The 24539-nt window shown below is 40.7% G+C and carries 19 protein-coding genes and 3 tRNA genes; 7 read left to right on the top strand and 15 right to left on the bottom strand.

Annotated features, from left to right (window positions below):
- Positions 1–164: 164 nt before the first annotated feature.
- From RE476_RS05525 to RE476_RS05495, 7 genes are all read left to right on the top strand, one after another.
- Positions 165–611: a hypothetical protein gene (locus RE476_RS05525; RefSeq protein WP_309309402.1), complete on the top strand. Its 447-nt coding sequence runs from the start codon at positions 165–167 to the stop codon at positions 609–611.
- Between the two features lie 347 nt (positions 612–958).
- Positions 959–1035, top strand: a tRNA-Val gene (locus RE476_RS05520).
- A 52-nt stretch (positions 1036–1087) separates the two neighbouring features.
- Positions 1088–1160 (top strand) — tRNA-Phe (locus tag RE476_RS05515).
- A 12-nt stretch (positions 1161–1172) separates the two neighbouring features.
- A tRNA-Gly gene (locus tag RE476_RS05510) sits at positions 1173–1244 on the top strand.
- 442 nt (positions 1245–1686) lie between these two features.
- Positions 1687–3051 carry an MATE family efflux transporter gene (locus RE476_RS05505; protein WP_309309401.1) on the top strand — a complete coding sequence of 455 codons (1365 nt, stop codon included), beginning with the start codon at positions 1687–1689 and terminating at the stop codon, positions 3049–3051.
- 188 nt (positions 3052–3239) lie between these two features.
- A complete protein-coding gene (locus tag RE476_RS05500) occupies positions 3240–3464 on the top strand; it encodes a YgaP family membrane protein (protein ID WP_309309400.1) in 225 nt (74 codons plus the stop codon).
- Positions 3465–3923: 459 nt separating this feature from the next.
- On the top strand, positions 3924–4553 hold the full coding sequence (locus RE476_RS05495) for a hypothetical protein (protein ID WP_309309399.1): 630 nt from the start codon (positions 3924–3926) through the stop codon (positions 4551–4553).
- 105 nt (positions 4554–4658) lie between these two features.
- Here the strand turns inward: RE476_RS05495 and RE476_RS05490 are convergent, their stop codons facing one another.
- The 15 genes from RE476_RS05490 to RE476_RS05420 form a co-directional block, all read right to left on the bottom strand.
- On the bottom strand, positions 4659–7277 hold the full coding sequence (locus RE476_RS05490) for an S-layer protein domain-containing protein (RefSeq protein WP_309309398.1): 2619 nt from the start codon (positions 7275–7277) through the stop codon (positions 4659–4661).
- A gap of 601 nt (positions 7278–7878) precedes the next feature.
- Positions 7879–8094 carry a winged helix-turn-helix domain-containing protein gene (locus tag RE476_RS05485; protein WP_309309397.1) on the bottom strand — a complete coding sequence of 72 codons (216 nt, stop codon included), beginning with the start codon at positions 8092–8094 and terminating at the stop codon, positions 7879–7881.
- A 10-nt stretch (positions 8095–8104) separates the two neighbouring features.
- Positions 8105–9271, bottom strand: a complete 1167-nt coding sequence (locus RE476_RS05480) for a glycosyltransferase family 4 protein (protein WP_309309396.1) — start codon at positions 9269–9271, stop codon at positions 8105–8107.
- 121 nt (positions 9272–9392) lie between these two features.
- Entirely contained in the window at positions 9393–10469 is a 1077-nt protein-coding gene (locus RE476_RS05475; RefSeq protein ID WP_309309395.1) for an RNA-guided endonuclease InsQ/TnpB family protein, read from the bottom strand.
- 108 nt (positions 10470–10577) lie between these two features.
- The gene (locus tag RE476_RS05470) at positions 10578–12527 is read right to left on the bottom strand and encodes an amylo-alpha-1,6-glucosidase (RefSeq protein ID WP_309309394.1); all 1950 of its coding nucleotides are present in this window, start codon (positions 12525–12527) and stop codon (positions 10578–10580) included.
- A 32-nt stretch (positions 12528–12559) separates the two neighbouring features.
- The gene (locus RE476_RS05465) at positions 12560–14521 is read right to left on the bottom strand and encodes a glycoside hydrolase family 15 protein (protein ID WP_309309393.1); all 1962 of its coding nucleotides are present in this window, start codon (positions 14519–14521) and stop codon (positions 12560–12562) included.
- The gene (locus RE476_RS05460) at positions 14518–15327 is read right to left on the bottom strand and encodes a 4-vinyl reductase (protein WP_309309392.1); all 810 of its coding nucleotides are present in this window, start codon (positions 15325–15327) and stop codon (positions 14518–14520) included. The genes RE476_RS05465 and RE476_RS05460 overlap by 4 nt, the downstream gene beginning before the upstream one ends.
- A 45-nt stretch (positions 15328–15372) precedes the next feature.
- Positions 15373–16569, bottom strand: a complete 1197-nt coding sequence (locus RE476_RS05455) for a glycoside hydrolase family 57 protein (RefSeq protein WP_309309391.1) — start codon at positions 16567–16569, stop codon at positions 15373–15375.
- The gene (locus RE476_RS05450; protein ID WP_309309390.1) at positions 16566–17696 is read right to left on the bottom strand and encodes a glycoside hydrolase family 57 protein; all 1131 of its coding nucleotides are present in this window, start codon (positions 17694–17696) and stop codon (positions 16566–16568) included. Before RE476_RS05450 ends, RE476_RS05455 begins: the two co-directional genes overlap by 4 nt.
- Positions 17693–18571, bottom strand: coding sequence for a mechanosensitive ion channel family protein (locus RE476_RS05445; RefSeq protein WP_309309389.1), 879 nt, complete (start codon positions 18569–18571; stop codon positions 17693–17695). Before RE476_RS05445 ends, RE476_RS05450 begins: the two co-directional genes overlap by 4 nt.
- Positions 18568–19290: a DUF432 domain-containing protein gene (locus tag RE476_RS05440; RefSeq protein ID WP_309309388.1), complete on the bottom strand. Its 723-nt coding sequence runs from the start codon at positions 19288–19290 to the stop codon at positions 18568–18570. The genes RE476_RS05445 and RE476_RS05440 overlap by 4 nt, the downstream gene beginning before the upstream one ends.
- Before the next feature lie 25 nt (positions 19291–19315).
- Entirely contained in the window at positions 19316–20341 is a 1026-nt protein-coding gene (gene corA / locus RE476_RS05435; RefSeq protein ID WP_309309387.1) for a magnesium/cobalt transporter CorA, read from the bottom strand.
- 100 nt (positions 20342–20441) lie between these two features.
- Entirely contained in the window at positions 20442–21608 is a 1167-nt protein-coding gene (locus RE476_RS05430) for a glycosyltransferase family 4 protein (RefSeq protein WP_309309386.1), read from the bottom strand.
- 25 nt (positions 21609–21633) lie between these two features.
- On the bottom strand, positions 21634–22611 hold the full coding sequence (locus tag RE476_RS05425) for a galactose-1-phosphate uridylyltransferase (protein ID WP_309309385.1): 978 nt from the start codon (positions 22609–22611) through the stop codon (positions 21634–21636).
- Positions 22612–24411 carry a glycosyltransferase family protein gene (locus tag RE476_RS05420; RefSeq protein ID WP_309309559.1) on the bottom strand — a complete coding sequence of 600 codons (1800 nt, stop codon included), beginning with the start codon at positions 24409–24411 and terminating at the stop codon, positions 22612–22614.
- Between the last annotated feature and the right edge of the window lie 128 nt (positions 24412–24539).

The raw sequence follows: 24539 nt of genomic DNA, 5'->3' as shown, positions 1-24539 counted from the left end.
TTTGTGGTTTGTTCACAGTTGTACGTACAAAATATATACTTGACGGTTTTTACAATTAGGTAACTCAAATTTATGATCTTTAACTTGTGAGTAAAGTTAATATGAATAAAGTGACATCTGAATATAAGAAACTATGCATTTAATAATCCTGGACATGGTCTAAAATGAAGCTAAGTGCCTTTCTGGTTTTTGCATTGATAGTTTCTCTTTTCTCGTTCTCAGCCAGTAATAACATAATTTCAAATGGTGAGGAATACGTTCATTTTAATCAGGTCACTATGAAATTCCAGGGTACCGATGCAGTTATTTCAATGTCCTACAGTCTTGATATGTTCTCAAGTATATATGTATTTTTGATGGGAACTTACAACCTTGAACCTGCTATCAATGACTTTTTCTATGATTTTGGGGATGTGGAGGTACTTGAGATTGGAAGGGATAATGCGGTGATTTTTGTAAAGGATGTATCCCGTAGGAATGATGAATACTATCTTCATGATTCTCATGAAATGGGTGGCACTGTAAAGCTTTTAACAATGATATACCCGGATGGTTCCACAAGAACCGTATCATATGTAACTGCTACACCGGATACTTTCTATGATGAGTGAATCACTCTGAACATTAATTTTGGATTAATGGGGAGTGTAGTATATTGAATGATCTTTCCAATCCTTCCGTCAGGGCATGCCGCAGGGAAGGAGTTATAGGTGTATTGCTGGATTATTGTGTATTGTTCTGCTTGTGTTGAAGGGTCATTGATGAAGTAAATGCTGTATGATAACTATCATGGTGGCTGTTCTTTATATGTCCTGTTATGGTGTTGTACCCTTTGACCCAAAAGGTTTATCAACCATTATGCATTATGAGGGGTGCTGATAAGCGCCAAGGCTTGCGGTAATAACACTGAAGTGTTGTTAAGCAGTAAGGTGTTTACAGATATTTGCTAACTGTTAATGGGCTCGTGGTCTAGCTGGTCATGACGTCGCCTTGACATGGCGGAGGTCGGGTGTTCGAATCTCCCCGGGCCCACCACAACAGTTAAGGTTAAATACTAAAACAGCAATTAGGTGCTTCGGGTCATCATGCCCAGGTAGCTCAGTTGGGAGAGCGCTGCCCTGAAGAGGCAGTTGTCCCCGGTTCAAGTCCGGGTCTGGGCACCTAAGCAAATCACACTAGTAGTGTAGCGGTTATCACCGGGCGTTGCCAACGCTCGAACCCGGGTTCGAATCCCGGCTGGTGTACTCATTTTTTTATTTTTTATTCATTTTTTACTACTCAAATGTAATAATTAAATCATCAATAGTTATTTCCTTTTGATTTTGTCAAAAGTAGTTCTCAACATAGGCCAAACAGTCATTCAATAATACTAAGGATGTGATATTCCAATGTCAAACGAAAAAAATAATGCACAATGCAATTCATGCTGCTGTGGTGGTTCTGGTATGTTTAAAATATGGATCCTTATGGGAGTTTTGCTTGGCCTGATCATGTATTTTGTTCAATGATCTCCATTCCTTCTCCGTTTGGTTTAATTTTGCTGATTTTTTGCAATCACCAGATGATCTAAGGCTTGACCAATGCAGTTTAATCCGGCCCGGTTTTTCAGGCTTTAAATTACAAAATTAAATAGAAAATACTCACATTGCAAGTCTCACCAATCTACAGTGATCAGGGGTCCATTGTATGAAACACGATAGATATGATATGCTTGCGAACGAGAACATAAAGAATCTCATCTTCAAGATGTCAACCCCTGCGATAGTAGGGTTGCTTGTGCAGGCATTCTACAATCTTGTGGACACCATTTTTGTGGGAAGAGGATTGGGAGCAGATAGTGCTCTTGGGATTGCTGGAATATCGGTTGCATTTCCTATACAGATGCTCATGATGGGAATAGCCATGGGAATAGGTATAGGTGGGGCATCTATTATCTCGAGGACCCTCGGAATGGGTGATTCCGACAAGGCCGAGAGAACCCTGGCCAATATGGTCACACTGGTTGTCATAGCGAGTGTGATCTTTACAATTCTCGGGTTGATATTTATTGACCCACTACTGAAGATATTCGGGGCCTCGGAGGATGTACTTCCTTTTGCAAGGGAATATACGAAATATATTCTTATTGGAACCGTATTCTTTGCATTCTCTGCGGCAATGAGCAATGCCATAAGGGCAGAAGGGCATGCGAAGTTTGCAATGTCTATCATGTTACTTTCAAGTATTGTGAATATTATACTCGATCCGCTCTTCATCTTCAAGTTCAACATGGGCATTATGGGGGCCGCTGTTGCAACTGTTATATCCCAGATCGTCGGCTGTTTGATGACAGTTCACTACTATAAGAGTAATATCAGCCTTGTCTCATTCAAGCCTGGATATATGATGCCTGACCTTGCTCTTTCATGGGAAACTCTAAGCATAGGGATGTCCGAATTCATTTTCAATTCGGTTGAAAGTCTGGTCTTTATTCTCCTGAACCAGAGTCTCCTGATATACGGAGGGGATATGGCAATCGCTGTATTCGGCATTATTATAAAAGTGTTCATGCTTACCCTGATGCCCATAATAGGGATCAAACACGGAATACAGCCTATTTTTGGTTTCAATTACGGTGCCAGCAATTTCGAGAGGGTCAGGGAAACCGTTTCTCTTTCAAATTATATCGTATTTGGTATGTGCATATTGAGCGTCATTGTGGTTTTCCTGATTCCTGAGCAGATATTCCGTGTTTTTAGCAGTGATGCTGAGCTGATAGAAATGGGGGTGCCAGCCATTAAAATAAGTTTTCTTATGATGCCATTCATAGGAAGTCAGATAGTTGCCATGGCCCTGCTCCAATCTCTGGGACGATCAAAACAATCACTGATGATCACACTTTCAAGACAGGTGTTCTTCCTGCCACCCCTTGTATTCATACTTCCATTGTTCATGGACCTGACAGGTATATGGCTATCATTCCCAATATCGGATTTCCTTGGGTTCGTTGTAGCCGTGATCTTTATGAAAAGGGAAGTTAACAAACTTGGAGCATTAATACCTCAGGGCTGAAGCTGAAAGAGGATGAGACTTTGGATGCAAATCTGTAATTTTTGATTTCAGACTCTCTATTCTATTTCTTAATTTTGTTTAAAAATTCCCAGACCCAACAGATTACTTTATCTGTTAATTCCTTCATATTTTTAGTATTCATGAAACAACAATTACAATTGTTTCTGTGATTAAAAAGGAGTGAAAATATGGATATGAAAGAGTTATTCCTTCAGGAGAACGTGGGTGGATTGGATCTTCTTCTAAGAGCACTTTTCGGATCAATAGCAATAACCGTGCTGGCATTGGATCTTGTAGGCTCTGGCATCTGGCGATGGGTTCTTGCACTGATTGCTTTTGCAGGACTATATACCTCAATTATGCGTCACTGTACACTATATAATCTTATAAGCTTCAGTACCGCAAAGAAATGAATTGATGTCTTTTATTTTGTAGATTTGGAGGTTCTGGTAATATGCAATATACCGGATACTGGATAGTCTGCTATTCTCCTATGAAGATATATGATGACACAAAGCCATATCGCTGTCATGTAAAATATATGGAAGATCTTAATGGGACTGATATAAGACCTTTAATAACCGATTTAGAGTTTATTAGGTGTCAGACACATTGGGGTATGGTTTTTTGCAGTGTTTTTCTTGCAATATCAAAGAGGATTTCGTGCTTATTTGCAGCACTATGAAAAACAAAGCTTCTACAGAAGTTAATTTCCATGTTACTACATCATAAAATATTATACCTTATTTCCTATAATATGTATAATTAATTAGAATTATTTATTCTTACTCTTATGTATATGTCTAATGTTATAACTTTCTATTAATGACTTTCTCTATTAAGTCATTTAAATCATAATGTGTGGGAAATCTATGATAAACAAAATAGTAGTATTGTTCTTAATTTTATGTATCAGCGCAGTACCTGCAATGGCACATGAAGAAGATGAAGAACCAACGGAAGTCAATGAATTATTTCAAGACGACAACATCTGGATAGCCATATCTCCTATCGAGACTCACCCTCTTTACATTGATAGACCAACAGCAATAATCCCCTTAATACAAGATTATCCTATTCGTGTGGCAGTGTACAGTAATCCATACTATTATTCCACGATCAACAGTGATGGTACGGCATCAATTGTGAAGGTCTATGATGAGGATGCCGAGGATTTCAGTCTCAGTGAGCTTGCTAACTATATGAATGAGGATAAAGAAAGGTTCACATTAACATTGAGACTTCCGGATGCAAACAATCCTAGCAAACCTGGGGATACAGGGGCTGTATTCTCTAATGTTCACACAGAAAGTGACTACAAGTATCAGTTTGTTTTCTATGTAAAGGATTTGCCGGATATTGACTCAAATGTTGAACGTTTGTTCCTTGTTGCTGAAAAAACAAGATTGGATGGCAAAAAAGTCATTGTGTATCAGGGAAGCGGTGCAGTTACAGTCACAGCAGCTTCTAAAAAAGGTGGTGGCAATTCTCCCCGTAAATAAATCAAGTATGGCAATAATAACTGAATAAATAAGTATAATATAACTCAAAAAAAGTATGTGTACCTGCGGAAACGCAGGTACTGATTTAGTTCAATTGTTTATTATTCAGCCCTTTCTTTCATTCCTGCGTACAAGCAATGCAACTGCAAGTACCACCATAATTGAAGCAACGATACCTGGTGCAGGGAGTAAGCTTTTTTCGACTTCGAAGATTGCAGTGGAATCTCCAACCTGTGCTTCATAGGTACCAGCCTCTTCTTGTGAGACTGTGAAAGTAAGAGTTGTTTCTTCTCCTTTATCCAATGATACACTCTTAGAGTCTGCAACGGTTCCGTTAATGAGCAGATCCACATCTGTTTCACCTGCTGCGGTGCCTGTGTTCATTACATCAACTGTAACAGTGACCTCTTCTCCGGTCTTCACCAGGATAGGTGTCACCTGCAAATTGGAGTATGAGAACTTTGCAGTCAACTCAAGAACCTCAAGGTTGAGCTCGGCCTCAAGATATTCATCTGATGAAGATGTCAGCTTATGCATTCCTGGTTCTTTCACAGTGTATGTGATCATACCATTGGAATCTGTACTTCCTATGAGCTTGTTATCATAGTAAAGCTGTACATCTTCAACGGAATCTCCTCCAATAGCTGTGATTACAGAGATGGTTATTGTGTCTTCTTCAACAACCGTTTCCGGGGATACTTCTATGACGAGTTTCCTGCTTGCATCCTCAGGTGAGATGACTTCCACTTTTTCGCTTGCTGAAACAAAACCTTCTTTTTCAGCAGTGACGGTGAAAGTACCTGCAGTTTCCGGAGTGTATGATATTGTACCATCAGTTGATGTCTGTCCGATTTCCTCACCACCGAACATTACAACAGCATTGTTAACAGCTGCACCTCTTGATGTTACTTCAATTTCCATTTCTGTATCCTGCTTAACAACAGAAGGCATGTCTATGGAAAGTGATTCGGAGGGCAGTGTGGATACTTCCACAAATGGATAGTAACGTACATCACCATCATCTGCAACGTTAAATGCAATATCGCCCATGATCTCGACAACATTTCCTCTTGTAAGTGAAATAGAGTCTTCGTTCTCAAGGACTATCTCATCTGATGAGAAAGTTGTAACTTCCATCTCTCCGAACTTTTCATCTGCAGCAATTTCAACTACATCTTCTGATATCTGGAAAATACCTTCTATGAATACTGCATTTGTTTCAGTTCCTCTGAATATCTCATCAAAGTGCACAACTATGATTGGTACGTCATCTGTTGAACCAATGTCTTTCTCGTAAACATAGTCGTCATCGGAGGAAACAATTCCCGTATCAACATCATCGCCATCCTGTACAAGGTTTACCATTACACTGCTTCCGTCAAGATCGACTTCAACAATGTAGAGTTCATACCCATCTTCAAGTATCAAAGAAGAACCTGAGTAAAGTGATGTCTTACTATCATCGTCAATAAGTACTTTTGAGAGCTGACCGTCAGAAAGCAGGCTGACATCATCTGTGAATTCGTTGTCAGGATATCCGGCAAAGTATTTCTCTGCAAGGAAACCAATTACCTGGAAATCTCCCCAGTCATCATGTTCAAAACTGACATCAAGAGGTATGCTTCTGTAAACCAGGTCTCCGTCATCGATAGTTCTGCCACCAAGGTCCTTTATCTCAAGAGATTCGGTTCCCACGCCTTCATCGATGTTGTAATAGAATCCTTCAAAGTTCAGCGGTGTCCATTTAAGTTCTTCGTTTTCTGCAACTGTACCTCTAAGCTCATAGGTGCCTGGTTCTGACATATCGACCATAGGTCCGAATCTAAGGGTGCTGGCATCTGCAACCAGGAATTTCAGTTTACCCATAATGCTGATGGTATCGCCTCTTCCCAGACTGATGGAATCTGAATTTTCCATTGTGATCTCATCTGAGCTCAGGGCTTGTATCTCCATCTTTCCAAAAGTATCTCCAGATTCCACACTCACATAATCTTCTGATATCTGGAAGATACCTTCAACGAATACTGCATTTGTTTCAGTTCCCTGGAAGATGTTAGTGAAATGGACTGCTATTATAGGAACGTCATCATCGGTTCCAAGATCAGCCTCGTATACATAATCGTCATCTGAAGACACAATATCAGTATCCAGTTTCTTTCCATCCTTCTCAAGAGTGACAAGTACACTGTTACCGTTTACGTCTACTTCTTCCAGATTAAGCTCGTATCCTTCTTCAAGTACAAGGGAAGAGCCGGAATAGAATGATATCTCTTCATCATCATCCATAAGGACCTTTGCAAGTATACCATCGGAAATAAGGCTTACACTATCTTTTGCGAATTCGGTGTCATCAGTGTAACCGGCAAAATATCTCTCTGCCATGAATCCGATTACCTGATAGGATCCCCAATCTCCCTGCTCAAAATCAGTGTCAATGGGAGTTGTTACGTATTCGAGATCACCGTCTCCTATATTTCTGTCACTATTACTGTCCAGCTTTATAGTGAGTGTTTCTGACCCTTCACCTGAATCGAGGTCATAATAGAATCCTGAATAGCTCAAAGCTGTCCATGTGTATTCAAGAGAGAGATTTTCATCTGCATCCCATATACGATTACCAGTACTGTTATCTGTAGTGTTACTTGCAGCAGTAGCAACGCCTGAACATATTAGCAATATTAATATTGCTACTACAGATACGTATAATTTTGTTTGATTTTTCATATTCTTTCCCCTCCAAATTCTGTTTCTTTTGTATTATGCATAAAGGTTTATCAAAGTTATAGTATATAAATGCACATCTATCTTATAAATTAAATATTAATATCTTTTTCATGTCCCTTGTTACTATTTTCCGGTTTAGCCTTCCGTTTGGCTCAGTACTAAACTAACCGGTATAAGGGTCATAAAAGTCTACAAAATTGCTTACGTTTTCGTAATCCCTCCTAGTTGAGTTCAAAGTATAGGTTTGAAACTAACATTGCGTCATGTTTCAACCTACAGTCCCGGATTTGCAGAACCGGATATAAACATACTTTACTTCATGAAAACTTCAAGCGTGATTCTCTATAAAAAAAGCCTCAAAATAGCTTATTTTGCTTGATAATACTTTATATCTCTTTAGATTGCACTTTTAAACAATAATATAGGTATATCTGCTAATTGGATATCCTTTGCAATACCAAAAACTCCTGCCTGATATAATTGCTATCCATATACACACATGTATCTGGATTTTTTATTGATAAAAAAGAAATAATAAGTTTACCCGAAGGTAATAATTCAATTATTACGGATGATGAGGAGCTACTGGATAATTCCTGCTTCACTTTAATTTCAGTGACCAGGAATTCCCATTCTTGGCCATGCATATCTTTTCCTCCCTTGCAAGCCATCCAATTGCCATAAATACCACTGGCTGCGAATCAAAACCATTTTCCTTAAGATGGTTTTTCAGGTTTGCCAAATTCGATTCTCCGTTTTCAAGCAGCCTGTACACATAACCTGCTGCTTCACCAATGTTCAAACACATTTCATCCATTTGTATCACTTCATGTAATTCTATTATAAACATGAACCGTGTTTCTGGCAATATTATCCCAGCTGAACTTTGTTTTAACCAGCTGTTTACCATTGTTTCCCATAATAGGTGTTGTTGAATCTAAACCATCCAGGGCATAATTGATGCCCCATGCTATAGATTCGGGTGTCCTGTTACTTATAAGGCCATTCTGGTAATTGTCAACTATATTAACTGCATCTGTTGCTACCACTGCCTTGTTAGCATCCCATGATTCAAGTACAACGATCCCAAAAGGCTCGTTCCTGCTTGGAACACATGTCATGTCACATGCATTAGTCCAGTCTTTGAGTACTTCGTCAGGTGAATAACCCAGAAAATGACATGATTGACCTATATCCAATTCATTGGCAAGATTCTGGCAATGATGCCTCATCTCACCTTCACCTATGAATACAAAGTGTGCACCCCAGTTTCCGTCAAGTACTCTGGGAATCGCTCTCACCAGCAGGTCTGGTCCCTTCTGGTAATTCATCCTGCCGGTAAACAACACTACAGGTGCGTACGGATGGATGCCATAATCCTTTTTGATAGATCCGGAATCAACATCTTTCTCCATTTTGCCGGGTGATATCCCGTTAGGTACCACTGATATCTTATAATCCGGAATGCTGTAAATATTCTGTACTTCTCTTTTGAAATTTTCTGAGGTGATTATCACTTCAGAACTCTCATATCCGGCAAGCCATTCCCGATGGGATACTTCATTGGATGTCGGAGAATTCAGGTTGACATTTCCGTTTCGTCCCCATTCTGTACTGTGATATGTCATTACATAGTTTTTCCCATGTTCGTACTTGATCCTGTTAAGTACATTTACGGGGTGCCAGTCATGTCCATGTATAATATCAAAATTTCCATAGTCTTTTGAGACCTGGATAAATCTGGAGTACATTGCATCGCACATTTTGTTCATCTGGGCGATTATATCCCCGGATTCGTCAAAGCTGCACCTCTGGTAATGTACACCGTTTATTTCATCGTAGTCCCTGTACCACCCACTTCGGGTGAATATGTGTACTTCATGGCCTAACTTTACCAGTTGTTCTGATAACTCGGTCACATGAGGAGCCAGTCCTCCGACTTTCGCAGAATGAAGACTCTCCCATGAGAACATTGCAATTCTCAATGATTCCATACTTCCACTCACTTATACAATAAAACCCAAAAACCTTGTAATAAAAAGGAATTTAACCTATCATAAAGATTGCGAGTCAACTACCACCATATAAATGGGGCGGCTTGTCTTTCTAGGTTCCTTAACAGGACAGAAGACTATGGGACAGTTGACAGATGCCCCTGGATGATATGTTCTTGGAAGCGTTTATATCGGCGTTTTCATTATGTCCACATTTTTGACAATGGAATTCTGCTTGATTTTTTCTATTGCCCTTGTCAATGTGGCCACATACTGAACATTCTCGCGATGTGTTTTTAGGGTCTATTTCAAATACTGGAATACCTGCGAGAGCGGCTTTGTATTTGAGAAAGTTACCCAATTCATCGAAAGCCCATTTACCGATAGCTGTTCTTACTGCTTTGTTAACCGTGCTGTTAGTTCTAATACCCTTGAGTTTTTCAATGGCAATAGCCCTGTTTGTGTCTTTTGCAATTTGAACGATCGCTTTAGCTATACAGTGATTAGTATCTTTTTTAAATCGTCTTTCCTTTCCACTTATTTTCTTGAGATGTTTTTTGGCTGAGTGAGTTCCTACGCTTTGGAGTTTTGCTTTAAGATTTGAATAACGTTGACGTACTTCCGTACACTTTTTTCCAGAGAATATCTCACCGTCAGAGGTTGTAGCTATATTAACTATTCCCATGTCTATGCCTATGACTCCGTTGGGGTCTATAGGGTCTGCATCAGGAACGTCTACAACTACCATAAGATAGAAGGTATTGTTATGGTAGATGAGGTCTGCCTGTCCTCTTACTCTATCCGTATCAAGAGGGCGATATTCTCCGTATTTTATGGTAATGCGTTCTCTACCTTCAAGTGTTAGGATAGAGATCTCATCCGATGTTTTGAATGTAAGAATCCTCTGGTCGTAGACGATAGCACCATGTTTTTTGAATTCGTGACAACATGATTTGTCAACTTTGTAAGATTCCGCTACTTTGCCTATTGCTCTAACTACCATTTGAGAAGAAAGGTCAAATTTTTCCCTAACATCATAATAAGCAATTCTATGGATGGCGATTTTACCGAATACACGATTGCTAAATACTATTTTTGAAATATAATCGCATGCTTCGTTGAAACGTTCCATGGTCTCTAATAATGCCTTATGTTGTTGATTATTAGGATATAATTTTACCTTGATAGTCAGAAGCATATATTGAACATATAATTCATGATTATATGGCATTTTCGTTGGTATTTGACACATTCCTCCACCGCATTAATACGGTGGTCTCCTGCTCTAGTCCTGATGAATATCCGATTATTCCGGTAGAATATCTTCAACATAGCAGCGCATTATCTCAGCCACACTCCATGCCTGTGATACACATCCACCGGGACTGTGAGGCATATCTCCATCAAATACTTCTGAGATCGTACCAATACATGCTTCATCCATGTGCTTTTCTATCATATACAGGAACGCCCTGAGCTTGTCTTTCAGATCCGGCATGTTCCTGTATACTTTTGCATAAGCCGTTATATAAGGACCAAGTAACCATGGCCAGACAGTACCATTATGATAAACAGCATCCCTTGTTTCAGGATTCCCCTTGTATTGGCCTGCATACCTGCTATCATATGGTGAGAGTGTCCTGAGGCCGTAAGGGGTCAGCAAATCTTCAGTAACCTTATCAACAATAGCTTTTTCCATTTCATGTGAAAGCATTGTGTGGGGAAGAGAAACTGCTAATATCTGGTTTGGCCTGATAGAAGCATCTTTTTCGCTTCTTTCCCCAAAAACGGAAATACAGTCATAAAGACAGTTCTTTTCATCATTCCAGAATTTCTCATTGAAACTGCTTTTTGTTAATCCGGCAATCTCCTGAAAACCGTAAACATCTTTTCCAAGCTGCTTTCCTATTTTTGTTGCATATATCAGTGCATTATACCAGAGAGCATTGATCTCGCAGACTTTTCCCCGTCTGGGTGTTACTTCCCAGTCCCCAATCTTTGCATCCATCCAGGTAAGCTGCCCTGCATGTTCTATAAGGCCATCATCAGCCATTTTGATGTCATAGGCAGTTCCGTTACGATAATGGTTCAGTATGCTTTCAATGGTTGGCCACATACTTTCAATAAATTCAATGTCACCTGTATAATCCAGATATCTTCCAATTGCATGAACAAACCAAAGGGATGCATCCGCCGTGTTATAAACAGGTGAATCTGATGAATTCTCAGGAAAAAGGTTGGGTATAAGCCCATCTTTACAGTGAGCTGCAAAGGTGGAAAGTATGGACCTTGCATCATTGAACCTTCCGGTTGCAAGTGTCAGGCCTGGCAATGATATCATAGTATCCCTTCCCCAGTCTCCAAACCAGTGATAGCCCGCAATTATCGATCTTGAGCCTGTTGACCTTCTATCGACTATGAAGGAATCGCCCGCAATAGTGAGTTTTTGTAAGAATATATCCTCATTTATGAATTTCTGAACAAGTTCTTCCTGAAGCTTTTCTTCGTTTCTAAACAGGTCCTGAATTTTCCGTATATCCCAATTTTGGTCAATTTCTGTGGAAGCTACGATGAAACAGGAAGTATCTGTCCCATTTATTTCCAGATCGAAATATCCGGGATTGAAGTTGTCTTCGATATGCGTATACCCTCTTGAGAGTTCCACTTCATATTCGAAATTGTAGTACCAGTGCTCATCATCTTTGTAGGGCAGGTCAGAGGATATTTTGAAAGAAGAGTTTCCACAATTCAGTATAGTTTCTCTGGAAAATGTTTCCTGCATGAAGGAAAGTCCTTTTGAGCTGGTCATCTGATGAATTGACCTGTTATTTATAAGTGGTAGTATCCTGAAAGTTCCATGTTTTCCTGAAGGATTGTTAATCTCATATCTTACTATACTGGTGTTTTCACCATGAACCATGATAATTTGCTTTTTGATAGTCAATCCGCCTGCTTTGTACAGGAAAGTCGGAAAAGGTTCCACACTGAAGTCTTCAAGATACTCGTTACCGTGGGGATAAATGGTATCCGGATATCTGTGAACAGCTAGTTTGAGAATATTCTCCCCAATGATCAGTTCTTCATCAAGGGACGAAAGCAGGACTTTTCTCTCAACAGGAGGGTTTACTGAAGCTATCAACAGGCCATGGTATTTGCGTGTATTAGCTCCTATGACCGTAGAGGATGCATACCCTCCAAGACCATTGGTAATTATCCATTCCTTGCCTGTTCCTGCTATGTAGTCAGTGTAGTTCATAATTACAAGTTCATTAAGCGAGTTCAGATAGGTTACTCTGACAGTTTCTTCTGTAGTTTGTCCAGAAGGAGAATGTTGTCAAGCATCAATGCACAACTCCAGCAAAGGGGTATGGCCCATGCAGGCCTGCCTGTATATTTGTTGACCTGTTCCGGTAACATTCCCGCACCAGTGGTACCTTTCAGTGACCATTTGATATATTTTAAGCCATCATTGGTCAAAGTCTGAACTTCATCTTTTTCTTTTTCTGTGGAATTGGTGGTAATTGCCATCTCGAGCAATGCCTTTGACAGCCACAGGGTTGTAACTATCCAGGGGTTGCCGTCAATATACTTATCATCCACATATCTCTTAATTCCAAAATGGTCATTTACAGGAATCCTGAGCTGTTTCTCAATATTCTTGATTATGGATTTAATCATCTCTCTTTCTTTTTCATCCTCGGCTGAAAGCATATTGAAAGGAACAAAGGTGCCAATTATACTTGCATCAATAGCAGTGTCAATTTTGTCGTGGATTATTCCCCTGGCAAAATAGCCTTCATCAAGCCATAGTTTTTTGATGGTTGTACTCTTGACGAACTCAGCTCTCTCTATCCACCTGTCTGCAAGTCCTTTTTCATTATAATCCATCGCCATGTTTGCCGCCCCCATCAATCCGGCATATATGGCGGCATTAGTATAAGTGAAAACTCCGGCATAGGTTTCCCATAGGCAGATACATGGTTCATGCAGGCCTTCGGAAGTTCTTCTCATCAGATATTCTGCAGCGGACAGCACTGTTGCCCACACACTATCCAGAAACTCTGTTTTAATAGGTTGTTCCAGTGTACGGTAATAGTTATCCATTGCAAAAATAGTGGAACCCGTCTCATCTATCTGGGTTGAGAAGCTGAAATTTCCCCATGAGGGGGCAGTGTTCCCGTCAAGCCAGTAACGCTGGAACCATGAGCCGTCCTGGAGCTGGGTATTTTTACACCACTTGAAAAAACGAGCACAATATTCAGGATATCCTGCTTCCATTAGCGAAGTAACAATTTCAGCAGAATCCCTGTTCCAGCAATATCCATAGCCTCCACTCATCTCAAATTCATGATCGAATTCCGGGGCGGCAACGAATGAGCCTTTGCTTGAGTCATTGAGTACACTTAAGGCAAGCAATGAACGGTTAAAAGCATTCAAAAGTTCCTGTCTGTAAGTTTCAAAGCCGGGATATTCAGGTAAATCCAGAAGTTTTTTCCTTGAGAGCCACTTGATCCACTTCTCCTGTGTTTCATTATATATGCTCTCTACTGGTTCTTTCTGTACATCCCGCATTCGTCTGTAAAGTGCCGGTCTTCTTGATGCTGCGCCAATGAATACCGTTATTTCAGCAGGATTTAATATATCGATGTCAAGTTTCCATCCGATAGAACAGTTAAGGTTGCCTATATCTTCATGATTCTTCTGAAGTTCACCGTCTTCCATATCGTATTTGGCATTTGTCCACCATATAGTGTCCATGGCTTTGCCAATCTGCCATTCCTCGAACATGGGACTTGATGTTATTCCCACATAGTAATTCTTCCAGTATTGTCCCAGCAGGCCGGAATCATAGTCGCAGAAAGCTGAGTTCTTTTTATTCATTTCCCCAACCTGGAAGTTTGAGTAATAGAAGAACTTCCCCTGGAATCTATTCTGTGAACTTATCTTATATTTACGTACAAGAACAGGCAGGTTAGGGTGAACAAAATCCCTTATATTGATTGTAAGTCCCGAGGGATGGGTAAGCTCAGTGTTTACGATGTTCGTATTTTCAATGTATTTCTGATCTGCCACCCATTCACGGGCATTTAACCATATGAGACCTTTTCCGTCATGCAGGCAAGCCTGTGACTCTTCTACATGCTGTGCAAAATCCCTCCCGGGATAGTAATATCCGAAGATCTCACCTTTTTTCCCGACGGTCACAAGTAACCTGTCATTGCCGAGAATGGCATTGGGCTGTCGTATCAATGAGATTCTCCCCTTAGTAAATGTTCTATCTTAGCACCTTTTGGAGCAGGTGATACAAGGTGTTCACAGAAACCATTGCCCATGCTCTTGCATATTGTTTCGCGGACATGGACCGTAGTATTCAATGATTCGGAGATATATCCGGCAAGAAAACCGCTTATATAGCGGCATGTGGGAACATCACTTTCTTCGTATTCATCAGCAATGAACGAGTCATTGATCCTTAAAGTTCCTTTCAGATCCACAGTACTCATTTCATATTCAAGAATACCCCACCCTGCAGCCATAAGGAGTTCCTTTAATAGGTCAAGGAAGTTGCTGTCGTTCACATCAACCATATCTCTCAGATAGTTTACAACGTCTGCCCCGCTCTTCAGTCCTATCATAGTTAGCAGTCCTTCTGATTGTGGAACGTGCTCGGTAAGCATATTGAGGATATTTACAAAGGTCTTTGCCCTGATGATGACCGCTCTTTCTCCAAGCAGGTGAAGAGGGAATTCCACAGATTGAATTACCCGGTTCTTTGAAAAGCCCCAATCCAGCTTAAGTACAACATCCATTTTTCCAAGTTCATCTGCTATACTTTTGATGTCCATGCCTTTTTTAGCTTCAGTGAACATGACATACTTGCCTCTGGAGGGATCATCCGAACAATCCAGATATGCAAATCTTATGTCAAGTCCCTTCTCTGCGAAAAAAGATGTTATGTCCGCTTCAGAATGCACTGTGTTCTCGTATGCGATATTGAACCAGACAACTTCTGCTTCTTTATCCACTTTGGAGAACATGTAAAGGTCTCTTACCATGCAAAATACTCCCGATAAATAAATAGGACTTTAAATGATATATTGTTATTCTGTTTTTGCCAGAATCCTGAAGACATGTGCCTTGAAATCCATCACTGCTGCCATGAAGTTAACTGCTGCATCATAGGGGCTGCTGTGGATGCTGAAATATGAATGCACATCCCCGTCTCCAAGCCACTTTGTGCTCATATAATAATAGTGGTCAGAGGTCAGCAGGTGTTTCCATATTCTCAACAGCTCTGCATCCTTTGTCCTTTTGACATATTTCTCGAGTATTTTCATTTCCTCAAAGCAGCGTCTCTGCATATCATTTCCAAGCCAGGCACTTGTATCTCTTTCTATATCTGCCCATGATATTGTGGAGAAATCACCTACATCTATCTCACCGGCTGGTCTGTAAGCTTCAATTGTCTGTGATGGTGTAAGGAAACGCATTCCCCTATCCATTACTTCACCTGGCAGCGCCCTGAGAAAATCAAAGATGCCTGTATCTTTCCACTGGTGCTCGCCGAATGTCTCGTAATCCATGAATATATTCAGGGTTTCACCCATATTCCGGGATGCCCAGTCTGCCCACTTGCTGGCAGTTAGTGGATACTCTTCCCACCATCTGGATGAAAAACGGTATCCTATATCATCACTTAATTTGTAATTACGAAGCAGGATGGCTATGTCGGAGCCTTTTGCTTTGTACACGTGGTCCGGGGACCTGCCATCCATAATGCGCTCGATGCCCTCTGTCAGTATTGCATCGTAACCCATTTCCTTTGCAAAATAAGCGATACTGTTGTTGTATAGCATCTCCGTGTTCCTGAATACGCGTGGGGTGACACCAAGCAGTTCGGAGATGAGTTCACGATGTTCTTTCACTTCATCAACGAACTCTTCCTTTGATTCAAATAGTGATGCAAGGGAATGATAGCATGTTTCATCCAGAAATTCCACACAACCTGTTTTTGCAAGGTCACGGAAGGAATCGAGTACATCCTCGCCCCATTCCTGACACTGCTCAAGCAAGGTGCCTGTGACAGACATACTTGCCTTAAAATTACCATCCGTACTGTCTGTAAGTTCAAGAAGGGTCCTGTTTGCAGGAAGATAACACTTATCTGCAACCTTATGGAATATCTCTTTGTTCACAGCTTTGTCAAAATACCTGTCAAAACCCTGTTTTTGATCAGGCCAGAACCACCTTAGTCTGTATGGCTGGTGAACTTCAAAGAAAGGACAGATTGAATTCATTCTCCTTCCTCCAGTATTGCACGCTCGATATCTGATAGTATCAAGAGGGCGTTCACTGCTCTCTCATATCCAAGTCGTCTTCCTCCTGAGTTCATCTCCAGGAATATCTCGCTCTGTTGCAGATAGCGGAATAATCGTTGCAGTTCTGTTCTTCTTTCCGGCTGTTTAACCTTCATAAGTTGCTCGCCAATATCCACCAGTTCATGCATGAACAGGTGCTGTGCATGGTTTCCAAGAAGGTTATGCATACCATAGCGTGCCGTTGTCTTTGAATCAAGGGACGACAACTTGCTAATTTTAAACATATCCACAGCCTCCTCAGCTAAAAGCATCTTTATCCCATGCTTTTTGAAACACAGGGGTATTTCCCGCAGGAATTCTAGTATCTCCTTATTGTTCTGGAGGTGTGTGTTCATAGCATCATACTTAATGTAGAGTGTTATTACATCTCCATCCATGCTTGCTATCCACGATGCGAACTTATCGGCTATCAGTGGATATCCTGCCCATCCTTTATCTGAGAACTTGATTTCCAGATCCTCACTCAGGTTTATGTGCCTGAGAAGTGTGGGAATCCCACTGTTGTAAACGTGCGTGGGGTCATAACCATTCATGAGGTTATGGGATCCTTCAGATATGAAGCACCTGAATCCCATTTCTTTGATGACCTCAATTGCCTTCTGCTGGAAAAGAAGTTCAGTATTCACGAATGTCTTTGGTTCCTGTCCGAAAAGTTCCTTTATTGTAGCAATATCCATCTTAACCTGTTCCCTGAACTCAGTCATGTCGGGAAACAGCGAACATACTGAATGATAATATGGTGAAGCTGCAAAAGATACCATTTCAGGGTCAAGCTTCCTGAAACCATCAATTACTTCAGGTGCCCATTTGCATTGTTCAAGGAACACCCCGGAGATATCCAGGGTGTATTTGCCGCCATTATCTATGGATTCGGATAATGTATCGTTCAATGTTTCCAGGTTCTCTGCCAGTTTTTTGAAATTATGGAATGCTTTTTCCATATCAAAGTATTTTTCGATATGTGTCTCTCCATACCCTTCCCGGGGCCAGTACCAGCGTAAGGGAACTGGGAGGTGTACTTCAAAACAAATACATACAGCTTTCATACTTCATCAGTTCCCCTAATACTTACGTTATTTTCATGCTCAGTATCGATTCTCTTAGTATTGAGTTCGCTGGCAAACCAGACAGTTCTCTGTGGGAAGGCTATCTCAATTCCGTTCTTTTCAAGTGTCTTTTTGATTATCCAGAGGAGTTTTGTCTTCATATCATACCATTCAGTAGCAGGAGCCCATACTCTGACAATGATATTAACAGCATTATCTCCAAGATTGTCAACAAAAACACTTGGAGAAGGATTTACAAGCGCATATGGCTGGTCGTCAATGAGTCCCTTGATAATCTTTATGGCTTTATCTGCATCATCTTCATAACGGATTCCGACCACATATTCGAACCTTCTAGTAAGATTTGCCACATAGTTTGTGATGCTGGTGGTGAAAACAGTCTCGTTTGGCAATCTGATATAGAGGCCATCATATGTACGGATGATCGTTGAAATTATTTTTATGTCCTCAACGTATCCGAGCTTGTTGTCGATATTTACCTGGTCACCTATTTTAACAGGACGTTCGATCATCAGGAATATTCCTGATATGAAGTTACCCACAATGCTCTGACTGGCAAAACCGAGGACAATACCCACAACACCACCGGCCACAAGCAGACCGGATGTATCAATGTTGAGGAGAGGGAAGATGATCCCGATTATTGCAACTACTATCAGTCCGTAATAGATCGTCTTGAGCAGGATGTTGAGATGCTCTTTGTCCATCTTGTCCTTAAGTGAGCGCTGAAGGTAGATTGTGATTCCTTTACCTATCAAAATGGTAAAGAAGAGTATTAATATGACTGTGATGATCTGCAGGAAAGGGTCAGAGAGCGAAGGGATATATTGTGAGATGATGGTGCTGTTGCTCATAGCCCGAACTCCATTATTCCCTTTGTCCCATTTATGATCAGCTTACGTGACGTATAGAGTTCCATGGACCTCTTGAATCTAGAAGTTGTGGGGTATGTACTGAAATCGGTTTCAGCCAGCAGCTTGTTTATGATTCTCATGGATGCTTTCATACCAAGTCTTTTGTCACCATAGTATATTTTCATCCCATAAGCATTGAATACAGCCTTTGTGACTTCCATCATGTGGTTTGAATCATTGATGATTTCAAGTTCAATGTATCCTTCATGCAACAGATCAGTATGTGGCTCCGTGGAGTAAACATCACTTTCCCAGTGTCTGCAGATAAGTCCGTGATTATGGCTGCCGTAAAGTGTGAACTTAACTCTTGAAAAAGTGAAGATGTCGATTACTTCATGATTTCCTGCTTTGTCAGTGACGAACACTCCTATCTCTACGGGAAATGTAAGGTATATCTTCTTCCTGTCACCAGGTCGTATCAAAGCCGGACGCTTGAATTCCACTAACAGGAATGATGTAAGTTTACGTGGAAGATTCACCGGCTCGATAGGATTTATGAGGATATTTCCATCATTGTTCAACAGCACAAGCTCAGTTTCCTCTTTTCCCTGGAATGTACGCTTGTACACAAGGTCGCTTCCCTGCTTTTCAACTGTAATGACAGTATCTTCAAAATCTGTTAATTCTGTTGTGAATGGTGGATGATATATTTCATACATTTTTTATCTGTATCCTTCTGCGATGTTAAAGCCAGTTCTTTTTACGGAAGTACATGTACATAGATATGAATATCAGTATATTGATGGTCCATACGGCAGGATATCCCCATTTCCATCCAAGTTCTGGCATATAGGAGAAATTCATTCCATACATTCCGGCAAGGAAAGTAAGTGGTATGAAGATAGTTGCTATAATTGTGAGTATCTTCATTACTTCGTTCATCTTATTGCTTACACTTGAAAGGTAAACGTCCAGTATCCCGGAGAGTATATCCCTATATGTTTCAACAGTTTCTGCCACCTGTATAGTATGGTCATAGACATCTTTAAGGAATACGAAAGTCGTATCTTGGAACAGGGGTGATTCGGTTCTTTCCAATCCGTTGATAACTTCCCTCAGGGGCCAAACTGACTTACGTAGGTATATCATCTCTTTTTTCAGGTCATGGATATTTTGCAGGGTTTCAGGGGATGGGTTCTCTATCAGTTTATTTTCCAGATCCTCAATTATTTCCCCGAACCTTTCGATTATTATAAAATAGTTGTCAACTATGGAGTCAAGCAGAGCATATGCAAGATAATCACCCCTCATTGTCCGTATCCTACCCTTTGAATTTCTAAGGCGTTCCCTTACGGAATTAAAAGTATCACCTTCGAGTTCCTGGAAAGACAGGACAAAGTTATGTCCAAGTATTATACTGACCTGTTCGGCTTTCACATCGGTATCATCATCTGCAAACCAGAGCATTTTAAGAACTACATAAATGTAGTTATCATAATCTTCCATTTTAGGTCTCTGGCTTGTGTGGACGATATCTTCCATGACAAGCGGATGCAGACCGAAGTGTTTACCAAGTTTTTCAATGATGTCAACTTGGTGGATGCCGTCAATGTTTATCCATGAAATTGTCGGATAATCCTTGAAAGGGAAACATTCCTCTACAGTTTCAACCACTCTTTCCTGATAGTTGTCCTTGTCATAATCTATGATGGTTATCTTTGGTTTCTCAGTCCTTTCTTCACCAACATGCACCAGAGTTCCGGGTGCCATTCCTGCTTTTCTTGAAACCCTATTTACAAATTTCCTGATAATATCGCCCCTATGTCCTTGATTGTTTCAAATAACTGCATATACTGAAGCAAATACAGGCTTATGGGACCATACTTCCGTAGACACCCACGGTCATTTCAGCTATACTGTTCCAGTTATATCTGGTTCCTATCAGTTTCTTGCCTTCTTTTCCAAGCTCATCGTCTGCACAATTGTTAAAAACGTATTTAATTCCCCATGCGATTGAATCGGGTGTCTGGTGAACTATAACTCCATCCTTGAAGTTATCTATAAGTGATATGGCATCCGTTGCAACGATATTCTTACTAACATCCCATGCTTCAAGCAGTATTATGCCAAATGGTTCATTACGGCTTGGAACGCAGATCAGGTTGCAGGCATTCATCCATTTCTTTTTTACTGATTCATCCACATAACCCAGGAAATGACAGTTGTCCTGAATGTTCAGTTCATATGATATCCGTTCACATTCAGGTCGCATCTCTCCTTCGCCTATGATGACAAATTGTGCATCCCACTTGCTCGCAAGCACATCAGGGATAGCCCGGACAAAGAGATCAGGTCCTTTTTGATAATTCATCCTTCCAACAAAAAGAATAACTGGTGCGTATGGATGAATCCCATACTCTTCTTTGACCTTACCAGGGTCCACTTTCATTTCCATCTTGTTCTCATGTATGCCGTTGGGAACAATAGTTATCTTATAATCAGGGATCTGGTAAAGGTGCTGTATTTCCTTTGTAAGGATTGTGGATGTGGATATCACACATGCAGATTCGTATCCGCCTCTCCATTCGCGGTGGCTTATCTCCATAGCCTCCCACCAGTTGCCATGCTGGTTACCATTCCTTCCCCATTCCGTGCTGTGATAGGTTATGGCAAAAGGAATTCCGTATTCATCTTTCAGTCTGCAAACCAGGTTTACAGGATGCCAGTCATGTACGTGTGTAATGTCAAAATCTCCAAAATCCCGTGTGGCTTCAACAAAGGCAGTGTGCATAGAATCACACATACTGTCCATCTGTTGCACTATGCCTCCGTAGAGATCATGATATACCCGGTGGTAATGCACACCATTAACCATCTCATAGGGAAGCATGTCCCTGTTACGGGTGAATATATGAACTTCATGTCCTATGGATGCCAGAGCTTCTGATAACTCCGTCACATGAGGTGCCAGTCCGCCGACTTTAACAGAATGAAGACTTTCCCATGAAAACATGGCTATTCTCAATTGTTCTTTCATTGGATCACTTCTTAAACATGCTTTCCTACACTTTTTCCAGCAGATGTTGAGTAGCTATTTCCGGTGGCATTGAGTTGATATATATATCCGTATTCTTTTCAAAACCAGCTGCAATTGATGTTACTGGAGATATGCGGATATTGAAATGGTAACCCAGGTCATGTTCTATCTGGAAGAACATGTAATTGTATGCCAGTTCAGGTATGGTCCGGTCCAGGAATGAAACTGCTGTCCTGATACAGTCGCCAAGCGACAGGAGCATTTCATCACTGAATGCTGATATATGGTTTACATGCTGTTTTGGAAGTATCCACGTTTCATAAGGTACTTTGGAAAAATATGGTGCTATAAGGATGAAATCGTCATTCTCGTAAATCTGTCTTTCTTTTCCTTTTTCCTTTTCAACTATCTTACAGTAAGGACAACTTTCCAGTTCTTCCATTGCCTTTCTTTCTCTTATGATGGAGGAAGGCATGATCGGAACAGCTATTAGTTGTGTGTGAGTATGTTCCAGTGATGCTCCTGCTTTTTTACCCCAGTTTTTGAACAGTGAAACATATTTGATCTCTTTCTGCGACTGATAGTGCATTACCCTGTCCCGGTATACTTTCATCAGAAGAAGAATTTCTTCATCTGAGGACAGATGTAGTCTGCTTTCATGAAGTGGATTCTCGATGATAACTTCGTGAAACCCATAGCCCTTTTTAACTTCAAATGTTGCATGTTCAACTTCAGGGGCTTCAGGGGATAATGCAGGGTAAAGGTTAGGAATACACCTTACATCCCAGTCTGTGATACGTTGTTCATCAATATCTTTTAGTATCTCACCATTTTTGTAAACAGCATTTGCAAGTGGTGTCTCCCCCTCATGACCTTTGCAAAAGACGCAACTTGCAGATCTGCTTTCTTCTCCGCAGGCTTTTGGAGCAGATGGTCTTTTAGCTCTGCCGGTTGCTATAATACAATGCTCATCAAGGAAATAGTGTTTGCGTATTTCAGACATTTACTCCATCCTCGTTCCTGTGAGAAGTTCATAGTACGTTTTAATGGGATCTTCCCAGTTCATGTCTCTTGCAAGGAGGTTTGCTTCCTGGCAAAGGAGATTGTACTTTACCTTATCATCCGTGTATGTGTCTATGAAATAGTCCATAGCAAGAGCGTAGTCAGAAATAGATTCCAGATAAGAGAGATTGATATTATCAACGACTATTACTCCTCCCATTCCCATGACAAGTCGTTTCAGGGTTTTGAGTGCGTCACTGAAACCACATATCTTACTCACAATGCTGGGGGTAGATTCTTTTCCTGCTTCAAGTCCTGTAAGCAGGAAAGGCTCATACTTAGACGGGAAAACACCTGCAATACACCCTGACATGAATTCATCCGGACTGAGGTTAAGTCCTCCGTCATGGTCAGATATCCACTGTGGATATAGTACTGCGGCAACATGTCTGCTGCCATCAGGTATTCTTGAGCATTCCAGCCCTCTGGCTTTAATCAGTTGCTGAAGGCGTATTTCCTCTCCAACCAGTACTTCTTCAGGAAGGTTTATCGGGAAATTATCAGGAAGATTTGTCTTTGGTCCATGTGCAGCAATAATGAAACAGATAACGCGATAATTTTCATCAAGATGGCCGGCATCGATCTCTGCCTTAACCATCCTGTCAAGTATAACAAGGGAATCGAGCAGATCGGGATATCCTTTATTCTCGATCTCGATACGCGAAATTGAAAAAATGGGTATTATCCTGTCTGCTGGTATTACTTTACTATCAAAAACGTTGTATATCTTTTCAGAGAGGAAATCCTGTATCTTCTTGCGGCATTCTGTCTTTTTTCCCCATTCGATCTCATCATCATTGTTGTCTATGCCATTGCGGACAATTATCGAATCTATGCCGTAGAATAGCTTGATTTCCTTGCGTGTTGAATCTCCAACTGCAGTTACAACATCTGCATAAGAAGAGAGCGACTCAAGTTTTGTGAAATTGAGCGGAACACCACTGTCAAATGAACTATCATTCTCCCGTATCTTCTGAATGGAATGATGTCCTGATGACCTGCCTGGAAGTGTTGCATGATAAGTTGCCACTGTATTAACACTGATCCCCAGTTTTTTAAGGCGTGCAAGGGAATAGAAAACACCGAATTCGTGGCAGTGAAGTGAAACGTGGATTGCAGGCATTAGCGAAGCTGCAAATTCTGATATTGCTTTGTCCTTATATTCCTCTGAGCTTTTTTCTCTTGCTGTTACAAGCGTTTTTACAAATTCTGAAATTGCATAGGAAAGATTTAGATAATGCGTATATTCCATGCCATTGCCCATATTTTCATAAGCCATGGAGTCCAGGCCGATAAGGTCGAATGCCTCTGTTTTTATCATATTGGCAAGGCACATTTCCTGTCCTTTATACTCTCTGCTGACCCTGCAAAAATCATTTGTTCTGAACATGAGGTATATTATTTTTACACCGTTCACATGTTCAATTCCCGGAATTACTTCGATACCTTTTATTTTTAATTCCTCGAGGGTTTCAAAGAGTTCACCTTCCGATTCAAATTCTTCAAATCCGCTCATATCAGTGATACGATTTAGCCCTTTATTCCAGTCAGAACCGCTGTGACCATAGTAAGGACCTGCGACAATTATACTGGGTGCAGTCTTTTCATCGATAACCCCTTTACTTATCAGATTGGCAAGATTTCTGGCTTCGGCATCAATTACATTCCAGATGCCGCCCATTTTATTAGACTTTGGACCGGCTTCCTCACCTGCTATTATTATACATTTGCTTTCCAGCATCATTCCCTTCTCCCTTAAATATCTTCCATTCTAAATAGAGTCCGATTATATATGAAAATATCTGACAGGAGTTACTGAACCTGCTATTCAGAATTAATTATGACCAAAATAGATCTTAGCAACCCTTT

Origin of the sequence: Methanolobus mangrovi, from assembly GCF_031312535.1 — an archaeon.
Lineage (GTDB): Archaea > Halobacteriota > Methanosarcinia > Methanosarcinales > Methanosarcinaceae > Methanolobus > Methanolobus mangrovi.
This window is presented reverse-complemented; position numbering and strand designations above follow the sequence as displayed.